The following is a 14,510-nucleotide window of genomic DNA, read 5'->3' on the forward strand; positions in this document are numbered from 1 at the left end:
CGAGACCTCAGTCAGAACGGAAACCCCGCCCCCAAGATCAGGGGCAGGGCGGCGTTAGAAGATCACGCGATCATTCTGCAATTTTGTAGAGGTTCTTTGAGTACCAGTTCTGCTCGACGTTATCGACAGGCCAGTTTCCGACATCGCTGTCCATCATATAAACACCGGCATAGTGATAGATCGGAATAATCGGCGACTCTTGCGCAAGAATCTGTTCGACTTCAGTATAGATCTTGGTGGTATCACTTGCGATCTTGGCCGATGCCAACAGTTCATCAACGCGGGTGTTTTGGAATTTACCATCGTTGTATCCAGAGTCGGATTGCAGCAGATCAAGGAAGGTCGATGCCTCATTATAGTCGCCACACCAAGCCCCACGCGCCAGATCAAAGTCTTGATTGCCACGTGTTTCTAGGAAGACCTTCCACTCCAAGTTACCAAGGTCGGTTTGTACACCTAACTTCTGTTTCCACATCTGCCCCAACGCGACAGCGATCTTCTTGTGCGATTCAGATGTGTTGTAGATCATGTTGAAAGTCAGAGGGTTATCCGGGCCATACCCAGCCTCTGCCAAGAGTTCCTTAGCCAGCGAATCCCTCTCTGCCTGTGTCATGGCGGACATTTCGACCTCCGGCACAGTAAATCCAGCTGTGGCCTCCGGGGCAAAGGTGTATGCCTCTGGCTGTCCACCAGCGAGGATTTTCTCGGTTATGATCTTGCGATCAACCGCCAAAGAAAGCGCTTGGCGAACGCGTGGATCCTTGAATGCCTCTGGACCATCTTCGGACAGATTGAATGTGTAGTAATAGTTGCACAGGCGTGGAAAGCTGATGGCTTCAGCAGGGTGTTCCTTTTGCAATCTCGGGAACTGTCCTGCAGGCACTTCAGTTCGGTCAAGCTCACCCGCTAAATAGCGTGTCAGAGCTACATTTTCGTCGTTGATGACCAGCGCTACAACCTTGTCCACAATGGTGCTTTCATTATCCCAGTACATCGCGTTCCGCTCACGTACTGACCGTTCCTGAGGCAGATGCTCGGTCAAAACGTAAGCCCCGTTCGAGACAATGTTTTCAGGCTTCGTCCAGGCATCGCCATGAGCCTCGATCACCTTTTGGGGGGCCGGGAACGTAGTGGCGTGTGTGGTCATCTGAGCAAAGTATGGGAGAGGTGCGGACAGGCGTACTTCCAGTGTATGATCATCAATTGCTGTGACTCCCAGCTCATCCACTGCCGTTTCCCCAGCTATGATTGCACCCGCATTCTCGATCGACATCAACTGGACGAACCAAGCATAAGGCGACGACAGTTCAGGATCGACAGCGCGCTTCCAAGCAAAAACGAAATCGCTGGCAATCACCGGGTCACCATTGGACCACTTGGCCGTATCTCTCAGTGTAAAGGTATAGACATCTTTTGTGTCATTAGTGGTGAACCCTGTGGCCACACCCGGCACCAGATTTCCATCCCGATCCTGATTCATCAGGCCTTCAAACAGGTCCCGTACAATTTCTGCACCAGAAACATCTTCGACCACTTGCGGATCAACCGAGCTGTGTTCGTCCAGAATACGATAAGTAAAAGTTTGATCATCAGCCAATGCCTCACCCGTCGTTGGGTGAACACCTGCTGCAAATGCAGCCCCGGTGATGAATGTACTTGATAGAAAGCTGGCAATTAATAGGCGTGTTTGCTTATTCATGATTGTACTCCCTGATGTAAGAAGTGTCGTGCAACCTCTGAAAATGGGTCGCATTACGCACCACTATCCGAGCTTAGACTCATTTTGCAGCCAATATCCACAACTATCAAACAACCACAGTTTGAATGACTTATTGAAAAACCAGATACGGCGCTGTTAGGCAGCGCATGTTGAGTATCTACAAAAAGGGTGAACAAAGTTTTTGTGAGCCAAACTGAGAAAGGCTCAGGCGTTTCCGCCTAAGCCTTTTAAAAGTGGTGAGCCGTGATGGGCTCGAACCATCGACCTACTGATTAAAAGTCAGTTGCTCTACCAACTGAGCTAACGGCCCACTTTCTTCGAAGCGATCTGATCGCTTCTGTGTCGCTCTTTAAGCTGAATGATCGAAGAAGATCAAGAACTTAATTTGCTTCGCGACCGTTTGAACTTGTCATTCACACCGTCCCGATAGGCGCTCTCTCTAGGGCCAGCTTGCCAGACGGTCAAGAGCTTTTTTCAACTTTCTTGGCCCAAGGGTGGATTCATTCTTTGGGCAGGGTTATATGGCCGACATGAACACCAAAACCTCCTCCGGATTGCCGTTTATGAAGATGCATGGGCTGGGCAACGACTTCGTCGTTGTTGATGCACGCTTGCATCCTGTCGAAATTACTCCTGCCTTGGCACGGGGAATCGCCCACCGTCAGTTTGGGATGGGCTTTGATCAGCTGACGGTGATTGAAAACGGGACTGCGGACGCGCACCTGACTTTTTACAATGCCGACGGATCAACTTCTGCGGCCTGCGGCAATGCCACTCGCTGCATTGCCCGGTGGCTAATGGATGAAAGTGACAAGGCCGAATTACACTTGACCACAGATCGAGGTGATCTGTTCGCGCGCGATGCGGGACGTGGGCTAACTTCGGTCAACATGGGGCATCCGCAGTTGCTATGGAATGAAATCCCGCTGGCCGAAGAGATGGACACATTGGAACTACCAATCGAGGGTGCTCCGACGGCAACCGGCATGGGTAATCCGCACTGTACCTTTTTCGTCGAGGATGCCGAGCAGGTCCGGTTAGAGGAGTTTGGTGGCCGTTTGGAACACCACCCTTTGTACCCGGAACGCACCAATGTGCAGGTGGCTCAACTGGTCGCCCCTGACCACCTACGTATGCGGGTCTGGGAGCGTGGCGTAGGTATTACGCTGGCCTCCGGCTCGTCCTCCTGTGCAACGGCCGTTGCTGCGGCCCGCCGTGGGCTAACCGGTCGCAAGGTTCAGATCGAACTGGATGGTGGCACCTTGTGGATCGATTGGCGCGAGGATGGTGTCTGGATGACCGGAAAAACAATGCATGTGGCTAACGGTGTTTTTACATCTGAATTTCTGGCTAGCCTGAGATGAGCGTTCCCAAATTCACCACTCTCGGCTGCCGGTTGAATGCTTATGAAACCGAGGCAATGAAAGAGCTGTCGCAGCAAGCAGGTCTGGAAAACGCCGTAGTGGTCAACACCTGCGCCGTGACAGCCGAGGCTGTGCGTAAGGCCCGGCAGGAAATTCGCAAGTTACGCCGCGAAAACCCCGACGCACGGTTGATCGTAACCGGCTGTGCGGCACAGACCGAACCAGAGACCTTTACCAAAATGGAAGAGGTCGACGCCGTCATCGGCAACACCGAGAAGATGCAGCCGGAAACCTGGACCGGCATGGCAGCGGATTTCATCGGCGAGAGCGAAGCGGTTCAGGTTGATGACATCATGTCGGTCACGGAAACCGCTGGCCATCTGATTGACGGCTTTGGCACCCGCAGCCGCGCCTATGTTCAGGTTCAAAATGGCTGCGACCATCGTTGTACATTTTGCATCATCCCCTATGGCCGTGGTAATTCACGTTCAGTGCCAGCCGGAGTGGTAGTGGATCAAATCAAACGATTGGTCGATCGCGGCTATAACGAGGTGGTGCTGACCGGGGTTGATCTGACCTCCTGGGGGGCTGACCTGCCTGCGGCGCCCAAGCTGGGTGATCTGGTGATGCGGATCCTGAGGTTGGTGCCCGACCTGCCCCGTTTGCGGATCTCTTCCATCGATTCGATCGAGGTGGACGAGAACCTGATGATGGCCATCGCCACCGAACCGCGCCTGATGCCACATCTACACCTGTCGCTGCAGCATGGCGATGATCTGATCCTGAAACGGATGAAGCGCCGCCACCTGCGCGACGATGCCATCCGGTTCGCCGAAGAGGCCCAAAAACTGCGCCCCGACATGACCTTTGGTGCCGATATCATTGCCGGCTTTCCAACAGAGACCGAAGCGCATTTTGAAAACTCGCTGAAACTGATCACCGAATGCGACCTAACTTGGCTGCATGTGTTCCCCTATTCCAAACGGACCGGCACGCCGGCGGCCAAGATCCCCAGCCAGATCAATGGCAACGTCATCAAGGATCGCGCCGCCCGTCTGCGTACTGCCGGCGACGCACAGGTCCAGCGTCACTTGCAAGCACAGTTAAACAAAACCCATCACATCCTGATGGAAAACCCACATATGGGCCGCACCGAGCAGTTTACCGAAGTGACGTTTGCCACCCCCCAAGCCGAAGGGCAGATTGTCTCGGCGTTGATCACTGGGATTGACGGCAACCAGCTGACGGCCTGAGCAAATCTAAGTGGTTTCTTTTTGCTAAAAAATACTCCGGGGGAAGCGCACAGCGCTGGGGGCTGGCCCCCGTTGTACTGCACCACAAAGAAAAACCCCCGTGCAGATGCACGGGGGTTTTTGATTTTCTATCCAACCAGCGTTTAGCTGTCTTTGCGGCCCTTGACCGGCGCCCAGATGCGCTTGTTGGTCAGGTACAGCAGAACCGACAGGATGGTCAGGATCAGCACACCAACAAAACCAGCCTGCTGGCGCGCCATCATCTTGGGCTCAGCCGTCCACATCAGGAAGGCCGCAACGTCCTGAGACATAGCGCGTACGTCGTTAGCATGACCGTCACTGAACTCAACGAGTTCGTCCGACAGTGGTGGTGCCATCGAAATCCAGCCACCAGGGAAAGCGGTGTTTTCATACAGGGTAGTCCCTGCTTCCTCTTTCTCTTCACCAGTATAGCCGTCTAGCAATGATGCAATGTACTCAGCACCGCCCATGCCCTTGAACAACTGGTTCATACCCGATCCATAAGGACCGTGGAAACCTGCTCGCGCTTTGGCCATCAGGCTCAAATCAGGTGCACCAGCATTCGTATTCGCTGGGAAATTGTCCACCGGAGTTGCCGGACGATCTTCATCTTCTACGGAATCATAAACCGAGAAGTATTCAGCTGCGTAGGCGCGCACCTGATCTTCTGGCATGTGTGGTCCACCCTCGTCCGACAATGTGCGGATAGGAACAAACTTCAGCCCGTGACAGGCTGCACAAACCTCGGTGTAGATCTGCAAGCCGCGCTGCAGCTGGTTTTGGTCGTAGGTGCCAAACGGACCTTCGAACGAGAACGCAAAATCCTCGATGTGCTGGTCGCCGCCCCCTGCTGCCATTGCGGCAACAGGAGTCAGAGCAAGAGCGGCACCGATTACAAGTTTCTTCAACATAGTTTCCGGTCCCTTTTCTTATTCGGCAGCTTTGGCGTCGGACGCCTTGCCATAATGCGCATCAAAATCTTCTTCGATGGTCGCAGGAATGGCAGTTGGTTTTTCGATGACACCCAACAGCGGCAGGATCACCAGGAAGTACCCAAACCAGTAAGCCGAAGCGATCAGTGAGAAGCTCGCATAAGGTTCTTCCGCAGGCATCGCACCCAGCCACATCAGGGCAAAGAAGTCGACGATCAGCAGGTAGAACCACCATTTGAACATCGGACGGTAAGTACCCGAACGTACACGGGATGTGTCCAGCCAAGGCACCAAAGCCATCACAGCGATCGCACCAAACATTGCCATCACACCAAAGAACTTGGCGTCGATGATGCCACCAGTGATGAACGAGGTGAACTGAACAACCCAAACTTCGGCGGTGAAAGCCCGCAGGATCGCGTAGAACGGCAGGAAGTACCATTCAGGAACGATGTGTGCAGGTGTCACAAGCGCGTTTGCTTCGATGTAGTTATCAGGGTGACCCAGGTAGTTTGGCATAAAGCCAACAATCGCCCAAAACACGACCAACACAACAACCAGCGCAAACACGTCTTTGATCACGAAGTAAGGCCAGAACGGCAGAGTGTCTTTCTTGGCTTCTTCTTTCGATCCTTTACGGACATCAACACCCGATGGGTTGTTGTTGCCGGTAGTGTGGAACGCCCAAATGTGAACAATCACCAGAGCAGCAATCACAAATGGCAGCAGGTAGTGCAACGAAAAGAAGCGGTTCAGCGTGGCGTTTCCAACTGCAGGTCCGCCCAGCAGCCAAGTTTGCAACGCTTCGCCAATAAAGGGAATCGCGCCAAACAGGCCGGTGATCACGGTTGCACCCCAGAACGACATCTGCCCCCAAGGCAGGACGTAGCCCATAAAGCCGGTGCCCATCATCATCAGGAAGATCAGCATGCCGACAATCCAGGTGATTTCACGTGGGGCCTTGTATGAGCCGTAGAACAACCCACGGAACATGTGGATATAGACCGCGACAAAGAACAACGAGGCGCCGTTCATGTGCACGTAGCGCAACATAAAGCCGCCATTCACGTCACGCATGATGTGTTCAACACTGGCAAAGGCCAGGTCAACATGCGGTGTGTAATGCATCGCCAGAACGATGCCTGTGATAATTTGCAGCACCAGGCAGAACGCCAGTACAATGCCCCAGATCCACCACCAGTTGAGGTTCTTGGGCGTGGGAATCATGATTGTGTCATACAGCAACCCAACAATTGGCAGGCGGCTGTGCAGCCACTTTTCACCACCAGTTTTGGGTTCGTAATGATCGTGCGGAATTCCGGACATAAAAGGTTTCCTTATCCCAGTTTGATCGTTGTTTCGTCGAGGAACACAGCGACTGGAACCGGGAGGTTCTCAGGTGCGGGTCCCTTACGGATACGGCCAGATGTGTCGTAGTGCGACCCGTGGCATGGGCAGAACCAGCCATCAAAATCGCCAGCACCATCACCCAAAGGCACACAGCCCAGGTGGGTACAAACGCCCATCATCACCAGCCATTCGCCAGCTTCATCCATGGTGCGGTTTTCGTCAGACGCGTCCAAGCCAGGCTTGTTGGCGTTACGGTCCAGCTGATCCGGCAAATCGTCCAGTTCGACGGCGCGCGCCTCAGCGATCTCTTTCTCGGTACGACGGCGAATAAACACCGGCTTACCCAGGAACATCACCGAAATCTGCGTGCCGACTTCGACGCCACTGATATCGATGATGATCGACGACAAGGCCTGAACATCAGCCGAGGGGTTCATTTGATTTACCAGCGGCCAAACGGCCGCCCCTGTAGCGACGACCCCAGCGCCACCGGTGGCGTAATAGAGGAAGTCTCTCCGGGTGCCTTCGTTGTCTTCTGCGTGGGACACGAGGTTTTCTCCAATTCCAGCGCCCGTTTCGGGCAAACATGCGCATGCACCGCGAAAATTCGTGGTGGCTCAGGCGGGTATGTACCGATGAGAATGGCTTACGTCCAGCTATCATAGACGCGCAAAAGGCCGCATAGACATGTTTCTGACAGGCAGCGGTCGCAAAGCTACATAGATATTGGGTGCGCGGCCCGTCATTCAAGGCTCTGCGCTATCCGGCTGGAGGTTGCGTTGCCAACATACTGGGACGTGATTCGAACCCTTTGAACCAATCCGCCAATGCTTCGTTGCCTTGACGCCAATTGCTGTCTGGGTGTCGAAAATCAACATAACCCAACGCACAACCAACAGCGATGTGGCCTATGTCGAACGGCCCTTTTAAGTGGCTCATCCAGCGCGCATTCAGCGCGGCGCAGCCACCGGCCACTTTACCCAACTGCGCTGTTTCCCAATCGTCCCATTGCTTATCCTCGGGACGCATCCTCCGCTCATAGGTGGCAGAAACAGCTGCATCCATAATTCCGTCTGCGGTCGCTTCAAGCACCCTGCTATCCCAACCACCCGCATACAAACCGCTTTTTGCGCGGTCATCCAGATAGGCACAAATCACCCGACTGTCATATAACGTAGGGCCGTCGTCTCGTTGCAGCGCGGGAATTTTCCCAAGTGGATTGGCAGATTTCACCTCATCCGCTGTTGCCAGCGGTGTGGTGGCCACCGATTGGATGTCCACATCGTCGAGTTGGCCTGTTTCATGTAACAGCACCATAACTTTGCGGACAAATGGCGATGTTGGGGCGTAAATAAGCTTCATATCATTCTCCTCTTTGCCCGCACAGTAGGTAACTGGCAGGCAAAGGGAAGATGATTTGAGCTGACTAAAGCTCGACGCGCACGTCGTGCATCCATAACTTGGCAGGCCGAGACAACATAAACACAACCACATCAGCCAAATCTTCGGGTTCGGTAAAAATATGGTTGGGAACATCTTCACCAGCTTTGGCAAACATCCCTGTGTTGGTGCCGCTCTGATACAACCCGGCAACCCGAACGCCACTTTCGGATTCGTCTTCCTTCAGCACGTCAGTAAAGCCACGCACGCCAAATTTAGTGGCAGAATAAACTGACTGTCCAGCCTGTGCGACGACGCCAGACTTGGAAGCTACGTTGAGAATTGCGGCTTCTTCTCGGGTTCGCAATGAGGGAAGGAGATGTCTGGTTAGCTGCATCAAGGCGATCAAATTGGTCTGAACTGTCGTCACCAACATGTCGGCGTCAATGGAATCCAGCGGCCCTGCCTTATGCCATACTCCTGCGTTATTGATCAAAATATCAACGCCGCCTAAATCGCTTTCGATGAGATGCGCAGTGTGTGCGAGCGCATGAGCATCCATAAAATCCACAGAATATGCGCGTGCCTCTGCTGCGCCTAGCGCCAGCGATTCTGCAACGACCTGGTCCAGCCGGGCGCTATTGCGTCCAAGAATGGCAATTCTACAACCTTCGGCAGCCAGTTTTAGACAGATATGCCTGCCAATACCGTCGCTACCACCGGTTACAACAACCACTTTATCCCTAAGTTTCATACAGTTGCTTCCTTGGTATTCGCAAAAGCTATAGCAACGTCGTCAGGTGATGCTAGCTCTGCGTTATTCTGCCCTGCATCAACACAGCCAACGTCTCTAGTTCAGAGCCAAGTCCATCCTTGATTTGCTCCGCTACAGCCTCACGCGCACCAATCGACTTATTCTGACTTAATTTCCAAGTGCCATCCACATCTCTGATTCGCATCCGCGCTGGCACGATCATCCGCATCATCCGCTCTAATGTTTCGGGAGCCATCTTAGTTGTGGACCAAGGTGGTTTTGGCAGCAGCTGGGCTTCATAAAATGCGGATTGCCGATCCAACAGGTCACGCAGTTCATCCGCCGGACGCAGCTCTAGGTCCCCCGTCAAATGCACAGCTACGTAGTTCCAGGTCGGCACCTGATCCTCAACCCCATACCAGTCCGGTGAGACGTAGCCATCGGGCCCACTTACGGCGATTCGTGCCGGGTAAGCGTTTTTCAACATTTTTACGATGGGGTTTGAACGCACCAAGTGTAGTTCCGCCCATTGACCATCTTGTGACAGCAAGAATGGTACATGGCTGATCAAGGGAGCACCTTCGCAAGAAATCGCCAAAACGCCATAACCACGGGCACGCGCAAAATCTAAATTCTGCTCTGTTTCAGCATCGTGAAACATCGGATTGGGATGCATTGATCTCTCCTTTTGCGCCCACTCTTGAAAACCTTCTCACCAATGGCAAGCGACAATCGACACCTATTCCGCAGGATCCGGGTCGAACCGCTCAAGGCCCAACTGATAGCAATCTCTTGTCTCAACAGGATCATGTTCATGTCCCAAACACTCGTTACCCTTGCTGTTTTTTTGTTTCCGTTGGCTTACAGTCCCGGCCCTGGCAATATGTTCTTTGCTGCCAATGGCGCCCGGTTTGGGTTGTGGGCAACTTTGCGCGCGAATTTTGGATACCATCTGGCAACATGGCTGGTGACCGCGGCCATCGGGTTGGGCTTTGTCACCACATTTGACCTCTTCCCACAACTTTTCGTCGCCTTAAAATGGGCAGGATCAGCGTATGTATTTTGGTTGGCTTGGAAACTGCTCCGATCAGGTATGCTGCAAAGTGATGAAACGGCCCGACCGGCTTCTTTCAGTGATGGGGTGATGTTGCTGCTGTTAAACCCTAAGGCCTATGTCATCATTGCGCTGATGTTTTCACAGTTCTTGACGTCGTCCAGCGACAACCGCCTGTTATTGACCTTGCTGATTACCACTGTCTTCACCATGAACAACTTTATCGCATTTACGGTCTGGACCCTGATCGGAGACCAAATTGCCAGCCATTTCAGATCGCCAGACAGTGCCCGAAGGCTGAATTCGCTGTTTGGTGGTATGCTGGCGCTGGTGGCGGTGTGGATGCTTATTTCCTAACGTCCCCCTTGCAAACCGCAACTGCTATTGCCAAATTGCGCTTGTTCTCAGGGCGGGGCGAAATTCCCCACCGGCGGTGAGCAGGTTCATCCTGTAAGCCCGCGAGCGGCCCCGTCGTTAGGGGTGTCAGCAGATCTGGTGAGATTCCAGAGCCGACGGTCATAGTCCGGATGGAAGAGAACGTGCGAAAGGGAGCATCATCGGTGCACCTTATCGTTCGTTATCGCCTTGGGTGACGTGTCTGTACCAAAGGAGATAACCATGACACACACCCGATATGCCTTTATCAAGGCACAATGGCACGCCGATATTGTTGATCGCGCACTCGAAGGTTTCTTGCAGCTGATCCCAGCCGAGCAGGTTGATGTCTATAACGTGCCCGGCGCGTTTGAGATGCCGCTGCTGGCTAAGGATCTGGCCGCAACAGGCCAGTATGCCGCCGTGGCCTGTGCCGCCTTTGTTGTGGATGGCGGTATTTACCGACATGATTTTGTGGCTCAAGCCGTGGTTGACGGATTGATGCGCGCCGGAATGGACACCGGGGTGCCGGTACTGTCAGTATCACTGACACCGCACCACTATCAGGAAACCGATCATCACAATGCCATCTACTGCGAGCATTTTGTCGAAAAAGGGCGCGAGGCAGCCAATGCTGCTCTGATGATCGGCAAAACTCGGGCCGAAGTGGCGAAGGCTGCATAATTTCGCTCGTCGCGAAAGCGGCGAGCACGCGTCCGCCCGCCCCACGGCGGGCGCGTTCCGCACCCACCCGGACGAACGCTCATCGCGAGCCATTTCAACCGCTTCAGCTTCACCCCCTGCTACCCTAGATAAGCCTTCAACGCTGGTGGCGGATTATCCAACAAGACCGCCGTTTCCATCGACGGATGGGCCTGCCCATCGGCCACCAGAACCACCTGATCTGCAATGCGGCGGGCATCGCTGGGATCATGGCTGACCATCAACAAGGTTGCCCCGCTTTCAGCCAGCAACTCGGCCACCAAATCCAACATTTCCGCCTTGAGCGCCGGCCCCAGCGCGGCAAAGGGTTCATCCAGCAGCAACAGATCGCGCCCCTGCACCAGCACCCGCGCCAAGGCGACCCGGCTTTGCTGCCCACCAGACAGGGAGGCAGGTTTGCGATCTCCCATGCCGTCAAGCCCGACACGGGCCAGAGCCGCCTTAACTTTCGCTTGCTGAGCATCGTCCAAACGTAGATTGGGGTGAATGCCCAAGCCGACATTCTGCGCCACAGTCAGGTGCGGGAACAGGTTACCATCCTGAAACAGCATCGCAATCGGCCGCTTGCCCGGCGCGACCTTGCTTAGGTCTTTACCCTTCCAATAAACTGCCCCTTTGGAGAGCGAGCGAAACCCTGCCAGAGCCTCGATCAGGGTGGACTTCCCTGCCCCCGACGGCCCGATCACAGCAATCCGGCTGCCCGGCGCAATCTCCAGATCTGCGCGCAGGGAAAACCCGCCATTTTCAATCAGACAGTTTTCAAGCCTCAGCATGCCAGCGGCCTCCGCGATCTAGAATCCAAAACGCCGACATCGACAGCGCCAGCAAAAGCAATGCCGCACCGGCGGCTGCCTCCATCCGGTATGCCCCCATCAGGCGGTAGACTTGCAACGGCAGTGTGGCAAACTCAGGGTCGGCAAACAGCGCCACAACGCCCAGATCCCCCATCGACAGCGCCGCTGCCAATCCAGCAGAAAAGCCGATCTGCGCCCGCATCCGAGGCAGCAGCACCCGCCGCACAAAAGGGAGCCCGCGCATATCCAGCGACATCGACAGACGGCCATAGCGGCCCACCACGGATTTGGCGCGGGGCACCAGAATGCGAAGCGCAAAGGGTAGCGCCATCACGGCATTGACCAGCGCCGTCACCGGCAGCGCCAGCGCAAAGGGGTTGGCGATGGGATAGATCACGATGAACAACCCGGTGCCGATCACAAGTGGAGAGGCCGCAAGACCCAAAATACCGGCAACCTCGATCATGGTGCCTCGCCCCAGCGCCACCGCTGTTGCCATGGGCAGCGCCAGGATCAACATCAGAGCGGTGCTGAGCGTGGCAACCATGATGGAGTTCAGCGCCGCCGTCCAAACCGAGGCCTTGAGGCCAACCAGACCGGGCACGCCGGACAGGGCAATGGCCGCCAGTGGCAACAGCAGGAAAGCTGCGGCCAGAAGGATCCAAAATCCATCAAAGACCCGCGAGGTGGTCGAATTGCCATCCCAACGCTGCAAAGGGCGGTCTAGGCCAGTGCCAAACCCCTCGCCAACTGCCACTTTGACCGCCACCAGCGCGGCTGCTCCGGTCAGCACCAATTGCAGCCCCGACAGCATCGCGGCGCGGCCAAGGTCAAAATCAAAACGAAATGCTTGATAGATCGCCAGCTCAATGGTGGTGGCACGCGGTCCGCCGCCCAATGTCAGCGCTACGGCAAAGCTGGACAGGCAAATGGCAAAGATCACTGCCAAAGCGCCGGGGACCACACGGCGCAGCATCGGGTATTCCAGCAGGTTCCGCGTGGCCCGCGCATCGGCGCCCAATTGCGCCGCCAGCCGAAAACGTTCGGCCGGGATTTCCTGCCACCCCTGCAAGATCAGCCGCGTCGCCAGGGGCAAATTAAAGAAAACATGCGCCAGAACCACGCCGTGCAGCCCATAGATCTGCACAGGCTCTAGCCCAAACAGGGCCAAACCATCACTAATCCACCCAGCTCGGCCAAAGACCTGCAGCAGTCCCAGAATCGCAACAATAACGGGGAGGATAAACGGCGCGCCCAGCAGGGCGATCAACAGACGCCGCCCGGCAAACCGCCGTCGCGCCAAGGCTCGCGCCACCGGAACGGCCAGCGCCACGCTCAGTCCCGCCGACAGACAGGCCTGTATCAGGGTAAACCGCAGCGCGGCCCAATCGGCACTGCCCAGCCCCCGACCGGGTTCAGCGCGCAGGACAACCGCGGCAAGCGTGCCAAAGATCAGCGCCGCCACAACAAGGGCAGCGCCGATCCCGGTTCTTGCGCCTATTGGCTGAGCGCAGTCAGCCATTCGTCCAACGCGGCATCACGCACCGCTGCAGCCTCATCCTCGGTCAGCAACAGGGACTTGCCCGGCTCAACCAGAGTTTCAAAGCCATTGGGCAGGCCTTCGGCTGGGGTCACGGCTGGGTACATCCAGTTGGTGGTTGGAATGATCGACTGGAACACATCCGACACCATGAACGCCAGGAATTGGTCAGCCAGCTCGGACTGATCGCTGGCAGCCAGTTTCCCGGCAACCTCAACCTGCATGTAGTGACCTTCGTCAAACACCGCTGCGGCTTTCGAAGAATCTTCTTCGGCAATCAGGTGGTAGGCTGGCGAAGTCGTATAAGACAGCACCATATCAGCCTCACCTTCGAGGAACATGCCATAGGCCTCAGACCAGCCCTTGGTCACAGTGACAACGTTGTCCGCCAGATCAGCCCAGATTGCCGGGGCTTCGTCGCCATAGGCCGCCTTGACCCACATCAGCAGACCCAGACCAGGGGTCGAGGAACGCGGATCCTGGATCACGATCTTCTTGTCGCTTGCGGCCAGCTCTTTGAAGTTGGCAGGAGCCGCTGCATCGGCATTGTGCACAAATGAGAAGTAGCCCCAGTCATAAGGGGCAAACGTTGCGTCTGTCCAAGTCACAGGCAGCGCGTAGTCAGCAGTGACCGAATGATCGGCAAACAGACCGGTAGCCTTTGCGGCGGCGGTCAGGTTGGTGTCCAGACCCAACACAACATCCGCGTCCGAGCGTTCGCCTTCCAGTTTAATGCGTGCCAGCAAGGCAGCACCGTCGCCAGCACCGACCAGTTTCAGGTCGCAGCCACAGACCTCTTCAAAGGCCTTTTCCACCGCCGGGCCGGGGCCCCAGTCGGAAACAAAGCTGTCATAGGTGTAAACGGTCAGTTCAGGTGCGTCGGCATAGGCCGCCGTTGTGCTCAACAGTCCCGCTGCAATCACAAGATACTTCATGGCATCCTCCATTGCGGCGACGGGCAAGGGGGATATGCTCCCAGACCTTCCCTCCGCCGGTGTTAGCCGGTTCAGGTTCAACGGGTCCGCCATTGATGGCATCTCAGCGCAGTTGCCTGCGCACCCCGAGGTGTGGCCGATACCTATGCGCCCCCTCACCCAAACACAAGCACATCCGCAATCAGGCCCTACCGCTTCGACAAACTGGAATGATCCGCCCTTCATCTGGCCACAAATATCCCGGGGGAGCCGTCGCAGACGGCGGGGGCAGCGCCCCAACCCACCCCCAGATGTGCAAAACCCCTTGAGAGCTAG

14 protein-coding genes, 1 tRNA gene and 2 riboswitches are annotated in these 14,510 nt (G+C 55.6%); of the genes, 4 read left to right on the forward strand and 11 right to left on the reverse strand.

Annotated elements, in window-relative coordinates; translation table 11 throughout:
• Positions 1-70 precede the first annotated feature (70 nt).
• Both GO984_RS11770 and GO984_RS11775 read right to left on the reverse strand, forming a co-directional pair.
• Positions 71-1,699, reverse strand: coding sequence for a peptide ABC transporter substrate-binding protein (locus GO984_RS11770; protein ID WP_157022721.1), 1,629 nt, complete (start codon positions 1,697-1,699; stop codon positions 71-73).
• Positions 1,700-1,954: 255 nt separating this feature from the next.
• A tRNA-Lys gene (locus tag GO984_RS11775) sits at positions 1,955-2,030 on the reverse strand.
• Between the two features lie 220 nt (positions 2,031-2,250).
• On the opposite strand from GO984_RS11775, the gene dapF reads away from it, so the two are divergent.
• Together dapF and mtaB are read left to right on the forward strand one after the other, a co-directional pair.
• Positions 2,251-3,084, forward strand: a complete 834-nt coding sequence (gene dapF / locus GO984_RS11780) for a diaminopimelate epimerase (RefSeq protein ID WP_425339650.1) — start codon at positions 2,251-2,253, stop codon at positions 3,082-3,084.
• Positions 3,081-4,337, forward strand: coding sequence for a tRNA (N(6)-L-threonylcarbamoyladenosine(37)-C(2))-methylthiotransferase MtaB (mtaB, locus tag GO984_RS11785; RefSeq protein ID WP_157022723.1), 1,257 nt, complete (start codon positions 3,081-3,083; stop codon positions 4,335-4,337). Before dapF ends, mtaB begins: the two co-directional genes overlap by 4 nt.
• A gap of 143 nt (positions 4,338-4,480) precedes the next feature.
• Here mtaB and GO984_RS11790 read toward each other — a convergent pair whose 3' ends face one another.
• The 6 genes from GO984_RS11790 to GO984_RS11815 form a co-directional block, all read right to left on the reverse strand.
• Entirely contained in the window at positions 4,481-5,269 is a 789-nt protein-coding gene (locus GO984_RS11790) for a cytochrome c1 (protein WP_138162823.1), read from the reverse strand.
• Positions 5,270-5,287: 18 nt separating this feature from the next.
• Positions 5,288-6,616: a cytochrome b gene (gene petB / locus GO984_RS11795; RefSeq protein ID WP_157022724.1), complete on the reverse strand. Its 1,329-nt coding sequence runs from the start codon at positions 6,614-6,616 to the stop codon at positions 5,288-5,290.
• Positions 6,617-6,627: 11 nt separating this feature from the next.
• Positions 6,628-7,188: a ubiquinol-cytochrome c reductase iron-sulfur subunit gene (gene petA / locus GO984_RS11800; protein WP_167740308.1), complete on the reverse strand. Its 561-nt coding sequence runs from the start codon at positions 7,186-7,188 to the stop codon at positions 6,628-6,630.
• A 211-nt stretch (positions 7,189-7,399) separates the two neighbouring features.
• The gene (locus GO984_RS11805) at positions 7,400-8,002 is read right to left on the reverse strand and encodes a glutathione S-transferase (RefSeq protein ID WP_157022726.1); all 603 of its coding nucleotides are present in this window, start codon (positions 8,000-8,002) and stop codon (positions 7,400-7,402) included.
• A 64-nt stretch (positions 8,003-8,066) separates the two neighbouring features.
• Complete coding sequence (locus GO984_RS11810; protein ID WP_157022727.1) at positions 8,067-8,774, reverse strand: SDR family NAD(P)-dependent oxidoreductase; 708 nt, start codon at positions 8,772-8,774, stop codon at positions 8,067-8,069.
• Positions 8,775-8,826: 52 nt separating this feature from the next.
• Positions 8,827-9,450 (reverse strand): FMN-binding negative transcriptional regulator, encoded by a 624-nt coding sequence (locus tag GO984_RS11815; protein WP_157022728.1) that lies wholly within the window; start codon positions 9,448-9,450, stop codon positions 8,827-8,829.
• A 138-nt stretch (positions 9,451-9,588) separates the two neighbouring features.
• On the opposite strand from GO984_RS11815, the gene GO984_RS11820 reads away from it, so the two are divergent.
• Both GO984_RS11820 and GO984_RS11825 read left to right on the forward strand, forming a co-directional pair.
• Positions 9,589-10,185 (forward strand): LysE family translocator, encoded by a 597-nt coding sequence (locus GO984_RS11820; protein WP_157022729.1) that lies wholly within the window; start codon positions 9,589-9,591, stop codon positions 10,183-10,185.
• Positions 10,186-10,224: 39 nt separating this feature from the next.
• A riboswitch (FMN riboswitch) is annotated at positions 10,225-10,371 on the forward strand.
• Positions 10,372-10,446: 75 nt separating this feature from the next.
• Entirely contained in the window at positions 10,447-10,887 is a 441-nt protein-coding gene (locus GO984_RS11825) for a 6,7-dimethyl-8-ribityllumazine synthase (protein ID WP_157022730.1), read from the forward strand.
• 119 nt (positions 10,888-11,006) lie between these two features.
• Here the strand turns inward: GO984_RS11825 and GO984_RS11830 are convergent, their stop codons facing one another.
• Genes GO984_RS11830 through thiB form a run of 3 tightly spaced genes read right to left on the reverse strand, consistent with a single transcriptional unit; the run spans position 11,007 to position 14,195 of the window.
• On the reverse strand, positions 11,007-11,699 hold the full coding sequence (locus GO984_RS11830; protein ID WP_157022731.1) for a thiamine ABC transporter ATP-binding protein: 693 nt from the start codon (positions 11,697-11,699) through the stop codon (positions 11,007-11,009).
• A complete protein-coding gene (locus GO984_RS11835) occupies positions 11,686-13,242 on the reverse strand; it encodes a thiamine/thiamine pyrophosphate ABC transporter permease ThiP (RefSeq protein WP_157022732.1) in 1,557 nt (518 codons plus the stop codon). The genes GO984_RS11830 and GO984_RS11835 overlap by 14 nt, the downstream gene beginning before the upstream one ends.
• Positions 13,218-14,195 (reverse strand): thiamine ABC transporter substrate binding subunit, encoded by a 978-nt coding sequence (thiB, locus tag GO984_RS11840; protein ID WP_157022733.1) that lies wholly within the window; start codon positions 14,193-14,195, stop codon positions 13,218-13,220. Before thiB ends, GO984_RS11835 begins: the two co-directional genes overlap by 25 nt.
• A 31-nt stretch (positions 14,196-14,226) precedes the next feature.
• A riboswitch (TPP riboswitch) is annotated at positions 14,227-14,333 on the reverse strand.
• Positions 14,334-14,510 lie beyond the last annotated feature (177 nt).

It is taken from the genome of Parasedimentitalea huanghaiensis, assembly GCF_009753675.1.
Lineage (GTDB): Bacteria > Pseudomonadota > Alphaproteobacteria > Rhodobacterales > Rhodobacteraceae > Parasedimentitalea > Parasedimentitalea huanghaiensis.

Bases quoted from the DNA above. Each gene is read 5' to 3' on its own strand.
- GO984_RS11790 (WP_138162823.1), bottom strand. From the start codon at position 5,269: ATGTTGAAGAAACTTGTAATCGGTGCCGCTCTTGCTCTGACTCCTGTT.
- GO984_RS11835 (WP_157022732.1), bottom strand. From the start codon at position 13,242: ATGGCTGACTGCGCTCAGCCAATAGGCGCAAGAACCGGGATCGGCGCT.
- GO984_RS11825 (WP_157022730.1), top strand. From the start codon at position 10,447: ATGACACACACCCGATATGCCTTTATCAAGGCACAATGGCACGCCGAT.
- GO984_RS11815 (WP_157022728.1), bottom strand. From the start codon at position 9,450: ATGCATCCCAATCCGATGTTTCACGATGCTGAAACAGAGCAGAATTTA.
- thiB (WP_157022733.1), bottom strand. From the start codon at position 14,195: ATGAAGTATCTTGTGATTGCAGCGGGACTGTTGAGCACAACGGCGGCC.
- petB (WP_157022724.1), bottom strand. From the start codon at position 6,616: ATGTCCGGAATTCCGCACGATCATTACGAACCCAAAACTGGTGGTGAA.
- mtaB (WP_157022723.1), top strand. From the start codon at position 3,081: ATGAGCGTTCCCAAATTCACCACTCTCGGCTGCCGGTTGAATGCTTAT.
- GO984_RS11830 (WP_157022731.1), bottom strand. From the start codon at position 11,699: ATGCTGAGGCTTGAAAACTGTCTGATTGAAAATGGCGGGTTTTCCCTG.
- dapF (WP_425339650.1), top strand. From the start codon at position 2,251: ATGAACACCAAAACCTCCTCCGGATTGCCGTTTATGAAGATGCATGGG.
- GO984_RS11805 (WP_157022726.1), bottom strand. From the start codon at position 8,002: ATGAAGCTTATTTACGCCCCAACATCGCCATTTGTCCGCAAAGTTATG.
- GO984_RS11770 (WP_157022721.1), bottom strand. From the start codon at position 1,699: ATGAATAAGCAAACACGCCTATTAATTGCCAGCTTTCTATCAAGTACA.
- GO984_RS11820 (WP_157022729.1), top strand. From the start codon at position 9,589: ATGTCCCAAACACTCGTTACCCTTGCTGTTTTTTTGTTTCCGTTGGCT.
- GO984_RS11810 (WP_157022727.1), bottom strand. From the start codon at position 8,774: ATGAAACTTAGGGATAAAGTGGTTGTTGTAACCGGTGGTAGCGACGGT.